Genomic DNA, 20,594 nt, shown 5'->3' with positions numbered 1-20,594 from the left:
CGGCGCCGGATCGTCATGCAAACTTGGCCGAAGCGTCACGGGACCTCGTTAAGCCGCCCCTAGCCTGAAGAGGCACGGGGATAAGCTCCACAAGGATCCGAAGATATGACCTTCAAGACCTCGCTCTGCGCCGGTATGGCGCTCAGCGTCGCCATGCTGGCGGCCGGCGCCGCCAGCGCCCAGGACACCACGACCGCCTGGAAAGGCGCGCCGCAATGGACCAATGACGACGTTCAATTCAAGGTGCGGGGCCGCCTGCTGATCGACTACGTCTATCAGGACGTGAAGCGTGACGCCCCGCTGGCCGACTACAAGACCAGCAATGTCCGCGGCCGTCAGGCCTTCCTGGGCATCGAAGGCAAGCTCAACAACTACATCGCCTACAAGGCCGAGGGCGGCGCCGTGAACGGTGGGGCCTGGTCCTGGGACGACGTGGTCCTGGAATACAAGCCCAACGAGATGACCTCGGTCATGGTCGGCGCCATCAAGGCCGCCGGTCTCGAGAACCTCACCTCCACCCGCTTCACCACCTTCATGGACCGCGGCCCCTACGGCGACATGGGTCCCGACAGCTACCTGCTGTCCCTGGTGACCAAGGTGAACGGCTACAACTGGACCGCCACCGGCGCCGTCCAGGGCAACTCGCTCAACTCCGCCGACGTCAACAACACCGCCACGGCCAATCCGGGCTCCAAGGAGCGGGTCGGCTTCACCGGCCGCGTCTCCTACGCCCCCATCCTCACCGATTTCGACAAGCTGCACGTGGCGGTCTACGGCCGCTACCGCAACCACGGTGACGAGAGCGCCTTCAACTACGCCGCCCGCCCCAACACCAACTACGGCGACTCCGGCCGCTATATCGCCACCGGCGCCATCGGCGACATCGACAAGACCGTCGGCGTCGAAGCCGCCTACATCCACAACAACTTCTCGATCCAGGGCGAATATTCCGACATCAAGGTGACCCGTCTCCAGACGGTCCAGCCCGGCGGAAACCCGGACGTGAAGGTGGGCTACGCCTTCATCAGCTTCTGGCCCACCGGTGAGCAGCGCAACTACGACGCCACCAAGGGCGAGTTCGGCCGTCCGAAGATCCTCAACCCGATCACCGGCGGCGGCATGGGCGGGGTCGAACTGGCCCTGCGCTACGACTACGCCGACCTGACCGACGCCTATTCGTCCGCCGCCACCACGGCCGGCCGCACGCTCAGCCAGGACGCCGGCAAGTACAAGGCCTGGACGCTGGGGGCCAACTACTACCCCACCGGCTACGCCCGCCTGCAGGCCAACTACACCCGCTCGAAGATCGACAACCCCGGCGCTGGCCGCGACGTCGATGTCGACACCTTCCAGATGCGCGCTCAGCTCGACTTCTAAGCCGAGCGAACGAGGAGATTGAGATGAAGACCGTTCAACTGAAGACCCTGCTCGGCTGCGTCGCCGCCTGCGCCCTGATGGGCGCCGGCTCCAACGCCTGGGCCGCCCGCGACTATGTCTGGGCCGCCGGCTCCTCCACCGTCTTCCCCTTCGCCACCCGCGTGGCGGAGAACTACGCCAAGAAGACCGGCGCCAAGTCTCCCAAGGTGGAGAGCCTGGGCACCGGCGGCGGCATCAAGCTGTTCTGCGGCGGCGTCGGTGACGCCTTCCCGGACATCGCCAACGCCTCGCGTCCGATGAAGAAGTCGGAGTTCGACGCCTGCGCCGCCAAGGGCGTGAAGGATATCGTGCAGATCAAGATCGGCTTCGACGGCATCGTCGTGGCCACCGACAAGGACGGCGCCGACTACGCCTTCAAGACCGAGCACCTCTATCTCGGCCTGGCCGCCAACGTGCTGCGTCAGGGCAAGTTCGTGAAGAACCCCTACACGACCTGGGATGAGATCGGCGCCGGCCTGCCCGGCAACCGCATCCAGGTCTACGGCCCGCCGCCCTCCTCGGGCACCCGCGACGCCTTCGTCGAACTGGCCATCGAGGCCGGCGCGCGGAAGTATCCGACCGCCGACGCCCTGCGCTCGGACAATGAGAAGAAGTTCAAGGAACTGGTCGACCCGCTCCGCAAGGACGGCTGGGTGGACGCCGGCGAAAACGACAACGCCATCGTCGGCACCCTCACCAAGACGCCGGGTGCGCTCGGCGTGTTCGGCTGGTCCTACCTCGAAGAGAACATGGACAAGATCAAGGGCGCCAGCGTCAACGGCGTGAAGCCCTCGCCGGGCTCCATCTCGGACGGTTCCTACCCGCTCGCCCGCTCGCTCTACATCTATGTGAAGAAGTCCCAGATCGGCGTCACCGCCGGGCTCCAGGACTTCGTCAACGAGTTCGTCTCCGACGCGGCCACCGGCCGGGGCGGCTACCTGCAGAGCCGCGGCCTGATCCCGCTGCCGGCCGGCCAGCACGATGGCCAGCAGGCGGTCGCCGCCAAGCTCACCCCCATGGCGCGCCCGGCTTCCTGAGCCCCCTCAAGCCGGACAAGCCAAGAGCGCCGCGGTCCCCCGGGACCGCGGCGTTTCTTTTTGCGCGCGGTCTCGCAACTGTCGCATATTTCGACTATTATCGAATTATGGAACTCAAGCCCGCCATCGCCAGCCTCTCCGCCCTGGCCCACGAAGGCCGCCTGGAAGTCTTCCGCCTGCTCATCAAGGCCGGCGCCGAGGGCCTGCCGGCCGGGGAGGTCGCCCGCCGCCTCGAGGTGCCCCCCAGCAGCCTCTCGGCCAATCTCAACCTGCTGAGCCACGCGGGCCTGGTCCAGGCGCGGCGCGAGGGCCGCTCGATCATCTATACCGCCGACTACGGCGCCATGAGCCGCCTGATCGGCTTCCTGCTGGAGGATTGCTGCGCCGGGTCCCCCGAGGTCTGCGCGCCGCTGTCGGCGATCCTCGACCGGGCCGCCTGCTGCGCGTCGGCGGAGGCCGCCACCCTGGAGACCGTCTGATGACCTCCGCCAAGCCGCTGAACGTGCTGTTCCTCTGCACCGGCAATTCGGCCCGCTCGATCCTCGCCGAGGCGATCATGAACCGGGTCGGGGCCGGCAAGTTCAAGGCCTGGTCGGCCGGCTCCATGCCGGCGGGCCAGGTCAATCCCCACGCCCTGGCCCTGCTGGAGAAGCTGAACTATCCGACCGAGGGGCTGCGCTCCAAGCCCTGGGACGAGTTCTCGCGGACCACCAATCCCGACGCGCCGGAGCTCGATTTCGTCTTCACGGTCTGTGACAACGCCGCCGGCGAGGTCTGCCCGATCTGGCCGGGCCAGCCGATGAGCGCCCATTGGGGCCTGCCCGATCCGGCGGCCGTGGAGGGGAGCGAGGCCGAGAAAGCCGTCGCCTTCGCCGACGCCTACCGGATGCTGAACAACCGCATCGGCATCTTCGTCAACCTGCCCCTCAGCTCGCTGGACAGCATGTCCCTGCAGAAGCGCCTCAACGAGATCGGCAAGACCCAGGGCGAGCCCCGGCCGGCCTGACCGCCTCGCCCCCGACAGGAACCCCTCCCTTGACGTCAACCTCCCCCACGCCGATGGCCGCGCCCGCGCCCATGGCCACCTTCGAGCGCTTCCTGACCCTCTGGGTGGCCCTGTGCATCGTCGCCGGGGTGGCCCTGGGACACCTCTTCCCCGAGGTCTTCCAGGTGATCGGCGGCCTGGAGATGGCCCGGGTCAACCTGCCGGTGGCCGGCCTGATCTGGCTGATGATCATTCCCATGCTGATGAAGGTCGACTTCGGCGCCATGCGTCAGGTGGGCCGCCACTGGCGGGGGATCGGGGTCACCCTGTTCATCAACTGGGCGGTGAAGCCCTTCTCCATGGCCGCCCTCGGCGCCCTGTTCATCGGCTACCTGTTCCGGCCCTGGCTGCCGGCGGGCGAGATCAATTCCTACATCGCGGGCCTGATCATCCTGGCGGCGGCCCCCTGCACGGCCATGGTCTTCGTCTGGAGCAACCTCACCCGCGGCGAGCCCAACTTCACCCTCAGCCAGGTGGCCCTGAACGACGCCATCATGGTGGTGGCCTTCGCCCCGATCGTCGGCCTGCTGCTGGGGCTCTCGGCCATCACCGTGCCCTGGGAGACCCTGCTGCTGTCGGTGGGCCTCTACATCGTCGTGCCGGTGATCCTGGCCCAGGGCCTGCGCGCCGCCCTGCTGGCGCGCGGCGGCGAAGCCGGCCTCAGGCGGGTGCTCGACCGCATCGGACCGGTGTCGCTCACCGCCCTGCTGGCCACCCTGGTGTTGCTGTTCGGCTTCCAGGGGGAGCAGATCATCGCCCAGCCCGCCATCATCGCCCTGCTGGCGGTCCCCATCACCATCCAGGTCTACTTCAACTCCGGCCTGGCCTATCTGCTGAACCGCGCCGCCGGCGAGGCCCACTGCGTGGCCGGGCCCTCGGCCCTGATCGGCGCCAGCAACTTCTTCGAACTGGCGGTGGCCGCGGCCATCAGCCTGTTCGGCTTCACCTCCGGCGCGGCCCTGGCCACGGTGGTCGGCGTCCTGATCGAGGTGCCGGTCATGCTCTCGGTGGTGGCCATCGTGAACGCCAGCAAGGGCTGGTACGAGGCCGGCGCGGCGGTCCGTCGCGTGGCGGCGGGAAAGAGCTAGGCGGCCTCCGGCCGCCGGCGGCGCACCCGGGCCAGACGGCGCAGGCGCCGCCAGAACCGGGTCTTCTCAGGCTCGGGATAGGGCTGCAGGTTGCGCACGAAGTCCTCGGCGCAGGCCCGCCAGGAGAAGCCCTCGGCGAAGGCGCGCACCTTCCTGCGATCCAGCTTCAACGCCTCCAGGCAGGCCTCGCGCAGGCCCTCGGTGGCGCTGCCGGCCAGCACCCCGGCGTCGCTGCCCGGGATAATGTCGATGGGGCCGGGCGCCGGATAGGCCGCCACCGGCGTGCCCGTGGCCATGGCCTCAAGGATCACCAGGCCGAAGGTGTCGGTGAGCGAGGGGAAGACGAAGACGTCGGCGCAAGCGAAGTGGGCGGCTAGCTCCTCGCCCATCTTGAAGCCGCGGAACACCACCTCCGGATACTTGGCCTTCAGCTCCTCGGTCTGGGGGCCGTCGCCCACCACCACCTTGGTGCCGGGCAGGTCGAGGCCCAGGAAGGCCTCGATGTTCTTCTCCACGGCCACTCGGCCCACCGACAGGAAGATCGGCCGCGCCAGGCCCTCATAGACGTCGGGTTCGGCCTCGCCGCGCGGATGGAAGGCCTCGGTGTCGACGCCGCGGGACCAGGCGGTGATATTGCGGAAGCCGTGATGCTCCAGCTCGTCGCGCATGGTGGGCGTGGCCACCATCAGCCGTCCCGACGGCTTGTGGAACCACTTCATGTAGGCGTAGCCGGCCGCCAGGGGCAGCGGCAGGCGGGCCGAGACATATTCCGGGAACCGGGTGTGGTAGCTGGTGGTGAAGGGCAGCTTCCACTCCACGCAGATGCGGCGCGCCGCCAGGCCGAGCGGTCCCTCGGTGGCGATGTGGATGGCCTCGGGCTCGAAGGCCTTGAAGCGTTCCTGCACCGGCTCGTAGGTGCCCACGGCCACCTTGATCTCGGCATAGGTGGGCAGGGGGAAGGTCTTGAACTGGTCGGGGCTGATCACCTCGACCGTGTGGCCCATCTCCCGCATCTCCTTGATGACCCGGGTCAGGGTGCGGACCACCCCGTTCACCTGCGGCTCCCAGGCGTCGGTCACCACCATGATGCGCATCGGCTTGAGGCTGTCGCGCGGGGCGGTGATGGCGTCACGGACCCGGGCCCGCGAGGGCCGGGGCGGGGTGAGCGCCTGGGTCTGCAGCCAGGCCCAGAAGGCCCCCATCAGGGCTTCACGGGTGGGGAAGTGGCGGTAGACGGTGCGCTCGCCGACCTTGGCCTCGGCGGCGATCTCGGCGAAGCTCAGCTCCTCCAGGCCGCCGGACTCCAGGCGCGTGGCCACCGCCCGCAGGATCTGGTCGTGCGTCTCGGCCTTCTGGCGATCGCGCAAATTGGAGACATAGCGAGTTGGGGGCATCGTCATGACAGTCGCACTGTCATCAGCCGGCCTGCGCTGTCAAGAACCGTGTTACGCCGCAACGGGTTCGAGGATCGCCTCGTCCACCGTGTCGACGGTGCGCGTGATGGCCGACCAGGATCGGATCTTCGCCCACTCCAGGATTTCCAGCCGTCCGTCCGGATGTTCCACCAGGGCCGAACAGCTCTCCACCCAGTCGCCGTCATTGATATAGACGATCCCGTCGATGTCGCGCATCTCGGCCTTGTGGATGTGGCCGCAGATCACGCCGTCCACGCCGCGACGGCGGGCCTCGTCGGCCACGGCGGCCTCGAAGTTCTCCACGAACTGCAGGGCGTTCTTCACCCGGGTCTTCAGATAGGCCGACAGGCTCCAGTAGCCGAAGCCGAGGCGCCGCCGGGCCCGGTTGAACAGGGTGTTGGCCGCCAGCAGGGCCCGGTAGGAATAGTCCCCGAGGATGGCCAGCCAGCGGGCGTGCTGCACCACCCCGTCGAACTCGTCCCCGTGGGTCACCAGGAAGCGTTTGCCGTCGGCGGTTTCGTGGATGGCGTCGCGGGCCACCACCACCCCGCCGAAATGGACGCCGGTGAACTCCCGGACCCGGTCGTCGTGGTTGCCCGGCACATAGATGACGTTCACCCCCTTGCGGGCCAGGCGCAGGATCTTCTGCACCACGTCGTTGTGGCTCTGGGGCCAGTGCCAGCCCGATCGCAGCTTCCAGCCGTCGATGATGTCGCCCACCAGATAGAGGCTGTCGCACTCGATGTGGCGGATGAAGTCGAGCAGCAACTCTGCCTGACATCCCTTCGTCCCCAGATGGACGTCGGAAATGAACACGGTGCGATAACGCCGGATTCCGAAATCGGCCATCGAGGACCCCCTGGTGAGCAGCCAACGCCTGCCGGTTAGGCTGATTGCATGTCACTCTCATGAAACCGATCGTGCCTCTTTCGAAGCGGGGCCTTTGAGGGTAAGGGATTGGTCAGGCCGACCCTCCCCAGGTCTCCCCAATCAGGTCCCGATGGACGCCCGTACCTATCCTGCGAAGGAGACGCCGAAGTCTCGGCGTACCCGCGCGCGCATCTTGGACGCCGCCATGCGGCTGTTCGCCGAAGTCGGCTATCACGCCGCCACCAACGCCATGATCGCGGACGCCGCGAACCTGACTCGCGGCGCGATGCTCTACCATTTCGCCAGCCGCGAAGAGCTGGTGGAGGCCGCCGTGGCCTATATCGAGGTGGAGCGGGCCCGGCTGTTCGAACAGGCGGCCTCGGCGCCCGCAGCCCCCGGCGTCGACGCCTCGGAGCACGCCATCGACGCCTACTGGGCCCTGCTGCACGAAGCGCCCTTCGTGGCCTTCGCGGAGCTGGAGACCGCCGCGCGAACCGATCCCATGCTGCGGGTGCGCCTGGCCGCCGCCCAGAGCGCCTTCGACCGGGCCCAGGTGGGCGACCGCTTCCTGGCCCTGGCCCAGGCCGGCGAGGATCCCCGGTTCCAGACCAGCCGCGACCTCGGCCGCTTCCTGCTGGAGGGCCTGGCCAAGGGCGCCATGACCTATGACGAGCCGGCGCGCAAAGAGCGCCTGCTGACCGTGGTCAAGCGGGCCGTGCGGGTGTTGAACCGCAAGGGCGATGTTCAGGAACTCTGGCCCGACTAGGCCAGGGGGTTCAGAGGGTCGCGAGCAGACCCACGAAGGCGATGGCCTTCACCGCCAGGTACCAGAAGACGGCGTTCAGGCCGAGAAAGCCCGCCACCAGGGCCAGTTTGTAGAAACTTGGACGCCTGGATGCGCGGCCCGGGAAGGCGTTCGCCATCGATGTTTCCTCCGCTGCTGCTTGGTTCGGAGGGTGCAGCTAAGCTTCGTAAGTCGTGCGCCGATTCACTGTGATTGTCCCGGCGACCGAATGTCGCCTATCAAACGTTAGAGCGCGAGAAATGTTTCACCGCGCCCGTTCCGCGACGATCCAGGCGTCGATGCGGGTCTCCAGCAGATCCAGGGGGAGGGGGCCCGCCAGCAGCACCGCGTCGTGGAAACGGCGGATGTCGAAGCGGTCGCCCAGGGCGGCCTGGGCCTTGGCCCGCAACTGGACGATCTTCATCTCGCCAACCTTGTAGGCCAGGGCCTGTCCCGGCCACGACACGTAGCGGGCCAGCTCCACCTCGATATTGAGCGGCGACAGGGCGGTGTTGTCGGTGAAGCAGGCGCGGGCCTGGTCCAGGCTCCAGCCCTTCCAGTGGATGCCGGTGTCGGCCACCAGGCGGCAGGCGCGCCACATCTCGTAGGACAACCGGCCGAACCGCTCATAGGGGTCGCGGTAGATCCCCATCTCTCCGCCCAGCTTCTCGGCATAGAGGCCCCAGCCCTCGGTGAAGGCGGTGACGCCGGCCTCGCGACGGAAAGTGGGCACGCCTTGCAGTTCCTGGCCCAGCGCGATCTGCAGGTGATGGCCCGGGACAGCCTCGTGCAGGGTCAGGGCCGGCAGCTCGTAGAGCGGCCGCTGGTCGAGCTTGGCGGTGTTGACCATGTAGCCGCCGGCCACGCCCTGGGCCGGGCTGCCGGTGAAATAGCGGCCGGTGGTGTAGTTGGCCTCGATGTCGGCGGGCACCGGCCGCACGCCATAGGTCAGGCGCGGCAGGGTGGCGAACCAGCCCGGCAGCTTGTCGTCGATGCGCTTGGCGATCCGTGAGGCCTTCTCCAGCAGGTCCTCCCGCGAGGTGGCATAGAACCGCGGGTCGGACCGCAGCATGGCCAGGAAGGCCTTGAAGTCACCCTTGAAGCCGGTCTCGGCGATCACCCCGTCCATCTCGGCCCGGATCCGCGCCACCTCGGCGAGGCCCGCCGCGTGGATCTCGTCGGGGGTCATCCTGGTCGTCGTGTGGTCGGCCACCAGCCAGCGGTAATAGCGTTCTCCGTCGGGCAGGCTGCGGGCCGCCAGGGATTTGCGGCTGGCGGGCAGGTATTCCTTTTCCAGGAAGGTGACGAAGTCGCGCTGGGCGGGGCGGACCCTGTCGCGCACCACGGCGACCGCCTGGGTCCGCAGGGCCGCCTGCTCGGCGGCGGGGATCGCCGGGGGCAGGTCGCGGAACGGGGTCAGCAGGACGCCGCCCTCCACAGGGGCGGCCGCCATCTCCCGGGCGCGGGCCAGGACCTGGTCGTTGGTGCTGCGGGGCTGAGTGAAGCCGGTCTTCACCCCGCGACGGGCGTTGGCGATGCTGGCGGCATAGTAGGCCGGAATGGCGTTCAGCCGGTCCAGCCAGGCCTTGGCGTCGGCGCTGGAGCGGATCGGGGTGGTGGCCGCCAGGTAGCCGAGGGTCTGGTGGAAGCCGCCATCGGAATTGAACGGCATGCGCGCCTCGTCGAAGGCCAGGCTCTGCACCTGACGGTCCAGGGTCCAGGCGAGGAAGTCGCGGTTCAGCCGCGCCTCGGTGGTCAGGCCGGCGGCGTCGATGCCCGCCAGCCGCGCCTGGAAGGCCTTCAGCGCCTTGGCTCGCGCAGCGTCGGCGGCCGGGGTCACGTCGGGCAGGCGCGACAGGGCCGCGCGATCCCCCTGGCCGCCGGCGGTGATGGGGTCGTCGGCCAGCGCATAGGCCTCGTAGTCGGCCACCAGGGCGTTCAGCGGCCGGTCGTCGGCCAGGGCCGGCCCGGCGAACAGTAGAATCACCAGGGCGAACAGGGCGTGGCGCATGGAGGCATCCTTCGAGCGAAGCGCCAAGCTGGCGCCGGGGCAGGGTCCTGCCAAGCCCTTGCGGCCCGACCGCGGGGCGCCTCATGCTCGCCCCCGCGACGACGAGGGGGACGGTTCATGAGCTTCATCACACGCCGCAAGGCCATAGCGCCCCACGTCCATGCCGAGGGGGAGCACCGGCTGAAGGCCACCCTCAGTTGGCCCCACCTGATGGCCCTGGGCATCGGCGCCATCATCGGCACCGGGATCTACACCCTGACCGGGGTGGCGGCGGGCCTGGCGGGGCCGGCGGTGATCCTGTCCTTCGCCGTCGCCGGGGCGGTCTGCGCCTGCGCGGCGCTCTGCTACGCCGAGATGGCCAGCCTGATGCCCCACGCGGGCAGCGCCTATTCCTACACCTACGCCACCCTGGGCGAGCTGGTGGCCTGGGTGATCGGCTGGAGCCTGATCCTCGAATACACCCTGGTCTGCAGCGCGGTGTCGGTGGGCTGGTCGGGCTACGCCTCCGGCCTCATCGAACAGGCCCACTGGGCCGTGCCCAAGGCCCTGCTGGCCGGACCCGAGGCGGGCGGCCTGGTCAACCTGCCGGCGGTGTTCATCGCCCTGGCGGTGACCGGCATGCTGCTGGTGGGCACGCGTGAGAGCGCCACGGTGAACTTCATCCTGGTCTGCGTGAAGCTCGTGGCCCTGGCGGGGTTCGTGGCCCTGACCCTGCCGCACTTCGACGCCAGCCACTTCACCCCCTTCGCCCCCTTTGGCTTCGGGGCCCACGAGGCGGACGGCGCCAAGTACGGGATGATGGGGGCCGCGGCGATCATCTTCTTCGCCTTCTACGGCTTCGACGCCATCTCCACGGCGGCCGAGGAGGCCAGGAACCCCAGCCGCGACCTGACCATCGGCATTGTCGGCTCCATGCTGGTCTGCACCCTGATCTACATGGTGGTGGCCGCCTGCGCCCTGGGCGCCTCGCCCTACGACGTCTTCTCCAAGGACCCCGCGCCCCTGGCCTTCGTCCTGAAGCAGCTGGGTCAGCCGTTGGCGGCCAGCCTCATCGCCGGCGCCGCGGTGATCGCCATGCCGACGGTGATCATGGTCTTCATGTTCGGCCAGAGCCGAGTCTTCTTCGCCATGGCGCGGGACGGGCTGCTGCCCCGTTGGCTGGCGGCCGTCACCCCGCGCGGGGTGCCCAGCCGCGTCACTATCCTGACCGGCGTCATCGCCGCCGTGATCGCCGGCGCCATGCCCCTGTCGGAGATCGCCGCCCTGGCCAATGCGGGGACCCTGGCGGCCTTCATCGCCACCACCCTCGCGGTCCTGGCCCTGCGGCGCTCGGCGCCGGACCTGCCGCGCGCCTTCAAGACGCCGCTGGTCTGGGTGATCGGCCCGGCCGGGGTGCTGGGCTGCGTCTACCTGTTCACCAGCCTGTCGGCCAAGACGATGATCTTCTTCGCGGTGTGGAACGCCGTCGGGGTAGGGGTCTACCTAGTCTATGGGCGGATGAAGAGCCGCCTGGCCTGACCTATTCCGCCGGTTCGTCGAAACCCTGAGGGCGGTCGGCGAGCTGGCGCAGGTACTGGCCGTACTCGCTCTTGGCCAGCCGGTCGGCCAGCTTCAGGAGCTGCGCGCGGTCGATCCAGCCCTGGTGGAAGGCGATTTCCTCCAGGCAGCCGATGCGCAGGCCCTGGCGCTGCTCGAAGGTGCGGATCAGTTCCCCGGCCTGGATCAGGCTGTCGTGGGTGCCGGCGTCCTCCCAGGCGAAGCCGCGGCCTAGCAGTTCGACGTGCAGTTCGCCCGCCTCAAGATAGATCTGGTTTAGGGCGGTGATCTCCAGTTCGCCGCGCGAGGATCGCTCCAGGGTCTTGGCGAAGGTCGAGGCGCGGCCATCGTAGAAATAGAGGCCGGTGACCGCGTGGTTTGACTTCGGATGGGCCGGCTTTTCCTCGATGCCGATGGCGCGGCCGTCAGGGCCCAGCTCAACCACGCCGTAGCGTTCCGGATCGGTGACGTTGTAGCCGAACACCGTGGCGCCGTCGGTGCGGGCGTCGGCCGAGCGCAGCATCTGGCTGAAGTTCTGGCCGAAGAAGATGTTGTCACCCAGGATCATCACGCTGGGCTCGCCGCCCACGAAGTCCTCGCCCAGGATATAGGCCTCGGCCAGGCCGCCCGGCGTCGGCTGGACGATGTATTCGAACCGCACGCCGAGCTGCGAGCCATCCCCCAGCAGGCGCTTGAAGCCCGACTGGTCCTCCGGCGTGGTGATGATCAGGATCTCGCGCACCCCGGCCAGCAGCAGAACCGACAGGGGATAATAGATCATCGGCTTGTCGTAGATCGGCAGGAGCTGCTTGGAGACCGCCAGCGTCAGCGGGTGCAGGCGCGTGCCCGAGCCGCCGGCCAGGATGATGCCGCGCCTCATGCGGTCACCGCCGCTAGGTTCAGGTCTTCGATGGTGTCCTCCAGCGCCTCGCGCCACGGCCGCAACGTCAGACCAAAGACGCTCCGAAGCTTCACCGTGTCCAGTTCGCAGTTCAGCGCGCGGGGCGCCGGGGTCGGAAAGGCGCTGGTGGGCACCGGCTGCATGGCGGGCGCGGCGCGGTCGGGCCAGGCCAGTTCGAAGATCGCCTGGGCCATCTCATAGCGGGTGGCGACGCCGTCATTCACCAGGTGCAGCAGCCCCCACTCCGGCGCGCCGGCGGACAGGCGCGACAGGCGCTGGGCCTGGCTGAGCATGAAGCCGGCCACGTCGCCGCTGGCTGTGGGCCGGGCGCGCTGGTCGTCCACCACCTTCAGCAGGGGCTGGGTGGCGCCCAGCTTCAGCATCATCTGCAGGAAGTTCTGCCCGAAGGCCGAGAACAGCCAGGAGACGCGGGCCACCAGGGCGCGGTCGCAGTGCTCCAGCACCGCCTGCTCGCCGGCCAGCTTGGAGGCGCCATAGACGTGCAGCGGGTGGGTGGCGTCGGTCTCGACATAGGGGCCGGCCTTCTCGCCGTCGAACACCATGTCGGTGGAGATGTGGATCAGAGGCACGCCGCGGGCCTGGCAGGCCCTGGCCATGGCCTCGGGGCCCTTGGCGTTCACGGCATAGGCCAGGTCCGGCTCGCTCTGCGCCTTGTCGACGGCGGCATAGGCCGTGGCGTTGAACACCAGGTCGATGTCCGGCGTCTCGCCGATGGCGCGGGCCACCGCATCTGCGTCGGTGACGTCTGCGTCGGCGCGGGACAGGGCCTTGATGGTCACCCCGCCGCTGGAGCGGAGCAGCATCTCCCGGGCCAGCTGCCCGGTGGCGCCGAACTGCAGGATCGTCGTGGTCATGCCGTGGCGAGGCCCAGGCGCTCGGACTGGAAGCCGCGCTCGCGGATGGCCTCCCACCAGGCGCGGTTCTCGACGTACCAGCGGACGGTGTCCTCCAGGCCGGCGGCCAGGTCGGTCTTGGGCGCCCAGCCCAGTTCGTTGGCCAGCTTGCTGGCGTCGATGGAGTAGCGGAAGTCGTGACCCGGACGGTCGGCCACGAAGGTGATCCGCTCGGCATGCGGCACGTTGGCCGGGGCCAGCTTGTCCAGGTGGGCGCAGAGGATCTTGATGACCTCGATATTGCGCAGGTTGGAGTCGCCGCCCACGCAATAGGTCTCCCCCAGCCGGCCCTTCTGCAGCACGGTCAGCAGGGCGTCGGCGTGGTCGTCCACGTGCAGCCAGTCGCGCACCTGGCGGCCGTCGCCATAGACCGGGATGGTCTTGCCCTCCATGGCGCGCAGCACCACCGTCGGGATCAGCTTCTCGGGAAACTGGAAGGGGCCGTAATTGTTGGCGCAGTTGGTGATCACCGCCGGCAGGCCGAAGGTCCGGTTCCAGGCCCGCACCAGGTGATCGGCGCCGGCCTTGCTGGCCGAGTAGGGCGAGTTGGGATCGTAGGGGGTGTCCTCGGTGAAGGCCCCGTCCTCTCCCAAAGCCCCGAACACCTCGTCGGTGGAGACGTGGTGGAAGCGGAAGGTCGCCTTCTTCGCCGGCTCCAGGCTGTTCCAGTAGGCCCGCGCGGCCTCCAGCAGGACCGCGGTGCCCAGGACGTTGGTGCGCACGAAGTCCAGGGGTCCGTCGATGGCCCGGTCGTTGTGGCTCTCGGCGGCCAGGTGCATCACCGCGTCGGGCCGATGCCGGGCGAAGATGGCCTGGACGGCGGCGGCGTCGCAGATGTCGGCCTGCTCGAAGGCGTAGAGCGGCGAGGCCGAGACCTCGGCGACATTTTCCAGATTGGCCGAGTAGGCCAGGACGTCGAGGTTCACCACCTCATGGCCGTCCGCCACGGCCCGTCTCACGACCGCCGACCCGATGAACCCGGCGCCGCCCGTAACAAGGATTTTCATGGAGTCTCTCGTAAGCGATGGCGGCGGTCTTGCCACGTCAATTCCCGCAAGGATTGCCTCTAACAGGAGATCGCCTTCGGCTCAAATCGCGCGATGCGTGACGCTTTTTCGCAAGGGCCGTGCTTGAGGCGTCGAGGTGGGGCGCCTAATGTCTCCTCAACTCGCTCCCTCGCATTTTCGGGGATCACGCCGCGCCTCCGCATTTTCGGAGACCAGTCGAAGGCGGGCGGCGCGTGTCGCGCCTTGGGGATGGCTGTGGTTTCGAGTTCAAGCGACGGGCCGGTTGCGGCCCCCTCCGGCGGCCCTCGGCCCGGCATCCCGGCCGGCGGACCCCGTGGTCCTGGTGGGCCCGGCGGTCGATTCGGCGGCAAGGATCTGACGACGGGCCCCATCGGCCCGACCCTGATCGCCTTCGCCCTGCCGGTGATGGGCTCCAACATCCTGCAGTCGCTGAACGGCTCGGCCAACGCCATCTGGGTCAGCCACGTTCTGGGGGAGGCGGCGCTCACCGCCACCTCCAACGCCAACATCATCTTCTTCCTGATGCTGGGGGCGGCCTTTGGGGTCAGCATGTCCGCCAACCTCTTGATCGGTCAGTCGATCGGGGCCGGCGACCATGCGATGGTCAAGCGGGTGATCGGCACGGCCACCACCTTCTTCCTGGTGCTTTCGATCGCCGTGGGGGTGAGCGGCTATACCTTCACCCCAGCCATCCTGCGCGCCATGGGCACCCCGGCCGACGCTGTCCAGGACGCCATCACCTATCTGCGGGTGATCTTCCTGGCCATGCCGTTCATGTACTTCTTTTCCTTCGTCATGATGGCGCAGCGCGGGGCCGGCGACAGTCGGACACCCTTCTATTTCTCGCTGTTCGCGGTGGGGATGGACGTCATCCTCAACCCCATCCTGATCACCGGCTTCGGTCCCGCGCCACGCATGGGGATCGCCGGCTCGGCCATGTCGACCCTGACCAGCCAGACCATCACCCTGGGCATTATCCTGGTCTTCCTCTACCGCACCAAGTCGGTCCTGGTGCTGCGTCGCGATGAGTGGAGGCTGCTGAAGCCCGAGTGGGAGATCCTGAAGACCATCGTGGTCAAGGGCATGCCCATGGCCTTCCAGATGCTGGTGATCTCGGGCTCCGCCGTGCTGATGATCAGCATGGTCAACACCTATGGCTCGCACACCGCGGCGGCCTACGGGGCGGCGACCCAGCTCTGGACCTATGTGCAGATGCCGGCCATGGCGCTGGGCGCCGCGGTCTCCTCCATGGCCGCCCAGAATGTCGGCGCCGGCCGGATGGACCGGGTCGATAAGATCGCCGGGATCGGCTCGCTCTACGCCGCCCTGCTCAGCGCCGGGCCGGTTCTGCTGATCTACCTGATCGAGCCGATCATCCTGCACCTGTTCCTGCCGGTGGGCAGCCCGTCCCATCCCATCGCGATGCGGATCAACATGTTCGCCCTGTGGGGGTTCATTCCCTTCGGCGTGTCCTTCGTGCTGTCGGGGATCGTGCGGGCCACGGGGTCGGTGTGGCCGCCGCTGTTCGCCATGATCATCTCGATGTGGATCGTGCGCGTGCCCTTCGCCCACACCCTGATGCCCTATATCGGCGCCGACGCCATCTGGTGGAGCTTCCCGCTCGGCAGCATCACCTCCTGCGTCCTGGCCGCGGCCTGGTATCGCTGGGGCCCGTGGCGCAACGCCCGCCTTATGAAGTTCAGCCCGCACGGTGACGCGCCCTCGACGGGTCTCAGTCCGCCCGGCGGCCTGGAGGAGAGCGAAGCCTCCGAGGCGGTGGCCGAAGCCGGCCAGCCGCTGGCGACGCCCTCGAAGGCCTAGGGCTCGACCAGGGCCGAATAGACCAAGGTCCGAAGCTCCCGCCGGATAGGGTAGCTGGAGGACGGCAGGACCTGGGTCATGAACACCACCTGGATATCTTCCACCGGATCGACCCAGAAAGCCGTCGAGGCCGCGCCGCCCCAGTAGTACTCGCCGGGGCTGGAGGTCAGCATGGCCTTGACCGGATCGAAGGTGACCGCGAAGCCGAGGCCGAAGCCGACCCCGGCGTTGGTGGCCTCCGAGAACAGGGACCGCGAAAGGTCGGTCAGGTCCTGGCCGCCGGGCAGGTGGTTCGAGGCCATCAGCTTCAGGGTCCTGGGGGCGATCAGCCTCTGGCCGTCCAGCACCCCGCCGTTCGCCAGCATCCTGCAGAAGGCCATGTAGTCCTTGGCCGTGGAGACCAGCCCACCGCCCCCGGAGTGGAAGCTTGGCGTCGTGAGATAGGGGCTGGTCTCCGGATCGTCCTGCAGGGTGAGGCCGCCCGAGGGGGTGGCGTTGTAGCAGGCGGCGAAGCGGGGACGCTGGTCCTCCCGGACCTGGAAGCCGGTGTCGGTCATCTTCAGCGGATCGAAGATGCGGCCCTGCAGGAAGCTCTGGAACGGCATGCCGGAGATGCGCTCCACAAGCACCCCCAGGACGTCGGTGGAGATCGAATAGTTCCACGCCTCGCCCGGAGAGAACTCCAGGGGCAGCTTGGCCAGCTCGGCGACGAAGCCGTCGAAGTCCAGGCCATGGGTGTCGGCGATCTTCAGCTTGCGATAGGCGGCGTCGACATTGCCGCGGTTCTGGAAGCCGTAGGTCAGGCCCGAGGTGTGGCGCAGCAGGTCGATCATCTGCATGGGCCGGGCGGGCGGCGTGGTCATGTACGGACCGGTCCCGGCGGCGAAGACCCCCAGGTTCTTCCACTCGGGGATGAAGCGGGTCACCGGATCGTCCAGGGCCACCAGGCCCTCCTCCACCAGCATCATGAAGGCCAGGCTCGTGATGGGCTTGGTCATGGAATAGATCCGGAAGACGGTGTCGCTGGCCAAGGGCTTGCCGCGCTCGCGGTCGGCCTGGCCCAGCAGGGTCTCGTGGACCAGCTCGCCGCGGCGCACGATCTGGACCTGGGCGCAGGGGATGCGGCCCGGCTCGACATAGCGGCCGGCCAGGAAGCGATCGAGCTTGCCGAGGCGCTCGCTGGAGAAGCCGAATTTCTCGGGCCGGGTCATGGGCGGGTCCTTGCTGCGGGTGGCTCCCCACCGTGCCCGGAGCCGGCGGTCGGTTTCAACAGCAAGTTCGCCGGCCTGGGGTCCGGTCAGGAGGGTGGAGCGAAGAATTTCCTGAAAATGCGCGACGGGCGCCGTTGCGTAACTCGAACAGCCGTTTGATAATGCCTCCATGACCGGCGGCCTAAGGGCCTGTCCGGTCGCGGAATTTTACGCCGGCGTCGCTCTACGCCATACCGGTTTTAGGAAAAATGAGCCGCAGCCCGCGGCGACATGGGAGGCCATAGATGGCTTGGGATTTTGAGACCGACCCGGAATTCCAGAAGAAGCTGGACTGGATCGAGGACTTCATGCGCGAGGAGGTCGAGCCTCTGAGCCATCTGGGCATGGCCGTCCATGGACCGCTCGGCCGCGAGAAGTTCATCAAGCCGCTGCAGCAGAAGGTGAAGGACCAGGGCCTGTGGGCCTGCCACCTGGGTCCCGAACTGGGCGGCCAGGGCTTCGGCCAGCTGAAGCTCGGCCTGATGAACGAGAAGCTGGGCCGCAACGGCCTGGCCCCCACCGTCTTCGGTTGCCAGGCGCCCGACACCGGCAACGCCGAGATCATCGCCCACTACGGCACCGAGAAGCAGAAGGAGCAGTACCTCTGGCCCCTGCTCAACGGCGACATCCGCTCGGCCTTCTCGATGTCCGAGCCCACCGGCGGCTCCGATCCCCTGACCTTCAAAACCCGCGCGGTCCTGGAGGGCGACGAGTGGGTGATCAACGGCGAGAAGTGGTTCTCCACCAACGCCCGTTTCTCCAAGGTCCTGGTGCTCTACGCGGTCACCGATCCGGACGCCAAGGACCCCTACCGCCGCACCTCGATCTTCCTGGTGCCCACCGACACCCCTGGCGTGGAGATCATCCGCAACGTGGCGGTCGGCGGCGGCGGCGAGATCGGCGGCGGGACCGAGGGCTATGTCCGCTACAACAATGTGCGGGTGCCCTATGACGCCCTGCTGGGGGATCGCGGCGCGGCCTTCGTCATCGCCCAGGTCCGCCTGGGCGGCGGCCGGGTCCACCACGCCATGCGCACGGTCGGCTCCTGCAAGCACGCCCTGGACCTGATGTGCCAGCGGGCGGCCTCGCGCAACACTCGCGACGGCAAGCTGGCCGACCTGCAGATGGTGCAGGCCGACATCGCCGACAGCTGGATCGCCCTGGAAAGCTTCCGCCTGCTGGTGCTGCGCACCGCCTGGCTGATCGACAAGCACAAGGACTACAACCTGGTGCGCAAGGACATCGCGGCCATCAAGGTCATGATGCCCAAGGTCTATAACGACATCGCCACCAAGGCGGCCCACCTGCACGGCGCGCTGGGGGTCTCCAACGAGATGCCCTTCATGCACATGGTCACCAGCTCGCTCGTCATGGGCATCGCCGACGGCCCCACCGAGGTGCACAAGGTGACCTTGGCCAAGCAGGTCCTGAAGGACTACCAGCCCGACAACGACCTGTTCCCCAAGTACCACATCCCGCGCCTGCGCGAGGAAGCCCACGAGAAGTACGCCGACGAACTGTCGGACCTGAAGAAGGACTACGAGAAGCTGCGCGGCGCCCGGGAAACCGAGAAGGCCTAAGGCGGACTTCGATCCAGGCCCTTTCCGGTTCCGGAAAGGCGCGACAATGTGGGGGCGGCTCCTTTGCGGGGGCCGCCCTTTGCATGCCCCGACATTTCCAACGCCACCATATTTCGACGAGATTTGCATGACCGACGTCCAGACCCCCTCCCAGGCGGGCTCCGCGGCCCCGACGTGGCCGGTGATGAGCATCCGTGAGGCCCACGCGCGGCTCACGGCGCCCGGCCAGCGGTTCGAGATGGAGGAGGTGACGATCCGCGGCGTGAAGACCCGGGTCTGGAAGAACGCCCCGGCCACCCTGCGCGACGTCTTCCTCAACGGCCGCGGCTTTCCCGAGCGGGAGTTCCTGATCAACGACGATGAACGGGTCACGTACGAGGCCTTCGCCCGCGCCACCCTGGCCCTCGCCCACCGGCTGGCCGCCGACGGGGTGAAGAAGGGCGACCGGGTGGCGGTGATCATGCGCAACCTGCCCGAATGGCCCGTCGCCTTCTGGGCCGGGATCCTGCTGGGCGCCATCGTCACCCCCCTGAACGCCTGGTGGACGGGCGCCGAGCTGGAATACGGCCTGGCCGATTCCGGGGCCAAGGTGGCCTTCGTCGACGACGAGCGGCTGGAGCGCCTGGCCGACCACCTGAAGGCCCTGCCGGACCTGGAGCGGGTCTATGTCAGCCGCCTGCACGAGGCCCGCGGCGACGGGCGGGTGAGCCGGCTGGAGGACGTGATCGGCAGGCCCAACGACTGGCAGGCCCTGGCCGACAGCCCCCTGCCCGCGGTCGAGATCGGGCCCGAGGACGACGCCACCATCCTCTACACCTCCGGGACCACCGGAAAGCCGAAGGGCGCGCTCGGCACCCACCGCAACATGACCTCCAACATCATGGCCAGCGGCATCTCCGCGGCGCGCAACTTCCTGCGGGCCGGCAATCCCCTGCCGGAGAGCGATCCCCACAAGCTGCCCCAGCGCTGCACCCTGCTGGTGGTGCCGATGTTCCACGCCACGGGCCTGTCGGCCAATCTCAGCCCCAGCATGAACGCCGGCGGCAAGATCGTGATGATGCGCCGCTGGGAGCCGGAGGCGGCCATGAAACTCATCGAGCGTGAGCGGGTCAGCTCCACCGGCGGCGTGCCCACCATCGCCTGGCAGCTCATCGAACATCCGGCGCGGTCCAGGTACGACCTGTCATCCCTGGTGGCGGTCTCCTATGGCGGCGCCCCCTCGGCGCCCGAGCTGGTGCGCAAGATCGTCGAAGTCTTCCCGGCCTCGCAGCCCGGAAACGGCTGGGGCATGACCGAGACCACCGCCACCTTCACCAGCCACCTGGGCAAGGACTACGAGGCCCGCCCCGACAGCGCCGGGCCGGCCGCTCCGGTGGGGGAGATGCAGATCCGCGACCCCGCCGACGGGGTGACGGTGCTGACCCCCGGCGCGGTGGGCGAGCTGTGGGTCAAGGGGCCGCAGGTGGTGAAGCTCTACTGGAACAAGCCCGAGGCCACGGCCGAGACCTTCGTCGACGGCTGGCTGCGCACCGGCGACCTGGCGCGGGTGGACGAGGAGGGTTTCCTGTTCATCGTCGACCGGGCCAAGGACATGCTGATCCGGGGCGGCGAAAACATCTACTGTGTCGAAGTCGAAAATGTTTTGTATGACCATTCCGACGTCATGGACGCGGCCCTGGTCGGCGTTCCGCACAAGACGCTCGGTGAGGAACCGGCGGCCGTGGTGCATCTGAAGCCCGGAGGGACGGCCACGGAAGCCGACCTCAAGGCCTGGGTGCGCGAACGGCTGGCGGCGTTCAAGGTTCCGGTCAAGGTCGCCTTCTGGCCCGAAACCCTGCCCCGGAACGCCAACGGCAAGATCCTCAAGACCGAGCTGAAGAAGGTGTTCGAGGAGTAGG

General features: G+C 68.2%; 18 protein-coding genes and 1 pseudogene. 10 read left to right on the top strand and 9 right to left on the bottom strand.

Features of this window, described 5'->3' with window-relative positions; translation table 11 throughout:
- Positions 1 to 105 precede the first annotated feature (105 nt).
- From ACO06I_RS14220 to arsB, 5 genes are all read left to right on the top strand, one after another.
- Positions 106 to 1,377, top strand: a complete 1,272-nt coding sequence (locus tag ACO06I_RS14220; RefSeq protein ID WP_421933215.1) for an OprO/OprP family phosphate-selective porin — start codon at positions 106 to 108, stop codon at positions 1,375 to 1,377.
- Between the two features lie 38 nt (positions 1,378 to 1,415).
- Positions 1,416 to 2,453, top strand: coding sequence for a substrate-binding domain-containing protein (locus ACO06I_RS14215; RefSeq protein WP_421933634.1), 1,038 nt, complete (start codon positions 1,416 to 1,418; stop codon positions 2,451 to 2,453).
- A 107-nt stretch (positions 2,454 to 2,560) separates the two neighbouring features.
- Positions 2,561 to 2,932, top strand: a complete 372-nt coding sequence (locus ACO06I_RS14210) for an ArsR/SmtB family transcription factor (RefSeq protein WP_421933214.1) — start codon at positions 2,561 to 2,563, stop codon at positions 2,930 to 2,932.
- On the top strand, positions 2,932 to 3,459 hold the full coding sequence (locus ACO06I_RS14205; protein ID WP_421933213.1) for an arsenate reductase ArsC: 528 nt from the start codon (positions 2,932 to 2,934) through the stop codon (positions 3,457 to 3,459). The genes ACO06I_RS14210 and ACO06I_RS14205 overlap by 1 nt, the downstream gene beginning before the upstream one ends.
- A 71-nt stretch (positions 3,460 to 3,530) precedes the next feature.
- Complete coding sequence (gene arsB / locus ACO06I_RS14200; protein ID WP_421933633.1) at positions 3,531 to 4,586, top strand: ACR3 family arsenite efflux transporter; 1,056 nt, start codon at positions 3,531 to 3,533, stop codon at positions 4,584 to 4,586.
- Here the strand turns inward: arsB and ACO06I_RS14195 are convergent.
- From ACO06I_RS14195 to ACO06I_RS14185, 3 genes and pseudogenes are all read right to left on the bottom strand, one after another.
- A complete protein-coding gene (locus tag ACO06I_RS14195; protein WP_421933632.1) occupies positions 4,583 to 5,680 on the bottom strand; it encodes a glycosyltransferase family 4 protein in 1,098 nt (365 codons plus the stop codon). The two genes, arsB and ACO06I_RS14195, sit on opposite strands and share 4 nt — an antisense overlap.
- A gap of 111 nt (positions 5,681 to 5,791) precedes the next feature.
- Positions 5,792 to 5,980: pseudogene (locus ACO06I_RS14190) on the bottom strand (TetR/AcrR family transcriptional regulator); the annotation flags it as partial.
- Positions 5,981 to 6,031: 51 nt separating this feature from the next.
- On the bottom strand, positions 6,032 to 6,850 hold the full coding sequence (locus ACO06I_RS14185; RefSeq protein WP_421933212.1) for a UDP-2,3-diacylglucosamine diphosphatase: 819 nt from the start codon (positions 6,848 to 6,850) through the stop codon (positions 6,032 to 6,034).
- Positions 6,851 to 7,001: 151 nt separating this feature from the next.
- Here ACO06I_RS14185 and ACO06I_RS14180 point away from each other — a divergent pair, with 151 nt between their 5' ends.
- Complete coding sequence (locus ACO06I_RS14180) at positions 7,002 to 7,637, top strand: TetR family transcriptional regulator (RefSeq protein WP_421933211.1); 636 nt, start codon at positions 7,002 to 7,004, stop codon at positions 7,635 to 7,637.
- 10 nt (positions 7,638 to 7,647) lie between these two features.
- On the opposite strand, the gene ACO06I_RS14175 is transcribed toward ACO06I_RS14180, so the two are convergent.
- Together ACO06I_RS14175 and ACO06I_RS14170 are read right to left on the bottom strand one after the other, a co-directional pair.
- Entirely contained in the window at positions 7,648 to 7,794 is a 147-nt protein-coding gene (locus ACO06I_RS14175) for a hypothetical protein (RefSeq protein WP_421933210.1), read from the bottom strand.
- Between the two features lie 126 nt (positions 7,795 to 7,920).
- Positions 7,921 to 9,666 carry a DUF885 domain-containing protein gene (locus ACO06I_RS14170; protein WP_421933209.1) on the bottom strand — a complete coding sequence of 582 codons (1,746 nt, stop codon included), beginning with the start codon at positions 9,664 to 9,666 and terminating at the stop codon, positions 7,921 to 7,923.
- 117 nt (positions 9,667 to 9,783) lie between these two features.
- Here ACO06I_RS14170 and ACO06I_RS14165 point away from each other — a divergent pair, with 117 nt between their 5' ends.
- A complete protein-coding gene (locus ACO06I_RS14165) occupies positions 9,784 to 11,184 on the top strand; it encodes an amino acid permease (RefSeq protein WP_421933208.1) in 1,401 nt (466 codons plus the stop codon).
- 1 nt (position 11,185) lies between these two features.
- Here ACO06I_RS14165 and rfbA read toward each other — a convergent pair whose 3' ends face one another.
- From rfbA to rfbB, 3 genes are read right to left on the bottom strand one after another with little or no spacing between them, the layout of a single operon-like run.
- A complete protein-coding gene (gene rfbA, locus ACO06I_RS14160) occupies positions 11,186 to 12,082 on the bottom strand; it encodes a glucose-1-phosphate thymidylyltransferase RfbA (protein WP_421933207.1) in 897 nt (298 codons plus the stop codon).
- Entirely contained in the window at positions 12,079 to 12,978 is a 900-nt protein-coding gene (gene rfbD / locus ACO06I_RS14155; protein ID WP_421933206.1) for a dTDP-4-dehydrorhamnose reductase, read from the bottom strand. The genes rfbA and rfbD overlap by 4 nt, the downstream gene beginning before the upstream one ends.
- A complete protein-coding gene (gene rfbB / locus ACO06I_RS14150) occupies positions 12,975 to 14,024 on the bottom strand; it encodes a dTDP-glucose 4,6-dehydratase (protein ID WP_421933205.1) in 1,050 nt (349 codons plus the stop codon). The genes rfbD and rfbB overlap by 4 nt, the downstream gene beginning before the upstream one ends.
- Positions 14,025 to 14,273: 249 nt before the next feature.
- Between rfbB and ACO06I_RS14145 the strand changes: the two genes are divergently transcribed.
- Complete coding sequence (locus ACO06I_RS14145; protein WP_421933204.1) at positions 14,274 to 15,866, top strand: MATE family efflux transporter; 1,593 nt, start codon at positions 14,274 to 14,276, stop codon at positions 15,864 to 15,866.
- Here the strand turns inward: ACO06I_RS14145 and ACO06I_RS14140 are convergent.
- Positions 15,863 to 17,077 carry a serine hydrolase domain-containing protein gene (locus ACO06I_RS14140; RefSeq protein ID WP_421933203.1) on the bottom strand — a complete coding sequence of 405 codons (1,215 nt, stop codon included), beginning with the start codon at positions 17,075 to 17,077 and terminating at the stop codon, positions 15,863 to 15,865. The genes ACO06I_RS14145 and ACO06I_RS14140 overlap by 4 nt on opposite strands.
- A 284-nt stretch (positions 17,078 to 17,361) precedes the next feature.
- Between ACO06I_RS14140 and ACO06I_RS14135 the strand changes: the two genes are divergently transcribed.
- Both ACO06I_RS14135 and ACO06I_RS14130 read left to right on the top strand, forming a co-directional pair.
- Complete coding sequence (locus tag ACO06I_RS14135) at positions 17,362 to 18,696, top strand: acyl-CoA dehydrogenase family protein (RefSeq protein ID WP_421933202.1); 1,335 nt, start codon at positions 17,362 to 17,364, stop codon at positions 18,694 to 18,696.
- 127 nt (positions 18,697 to 18,823) lie between these two features.
- Complete coding sequence (locus tag ACO06I_RS14130) at positions 18,824 to 20,593, top strand: class I adenylate-forming enzyme family protein (RefSeq protein ID WP_421933201.1); 1,770 nt, start codon at positions 18,824 to 18,826, stop codon at positions 20,591 to 20,593.
- The last annotated feature ends 1 nt before the right edge of the window (position 20,594 follow it).

Source organism: Phenylobacterium sp. (genome assembly GCF_965229015.1).
Classification (GTDB): domain Bacteria; phylum Pseudomonadota; class Alphaproteobacteria; order Caulobacterales; family Caulobacteraceae; genus Phenylobacterium.
This window is presented reverse-complemented; position numbering and strand designations above follow the sequence as displayed.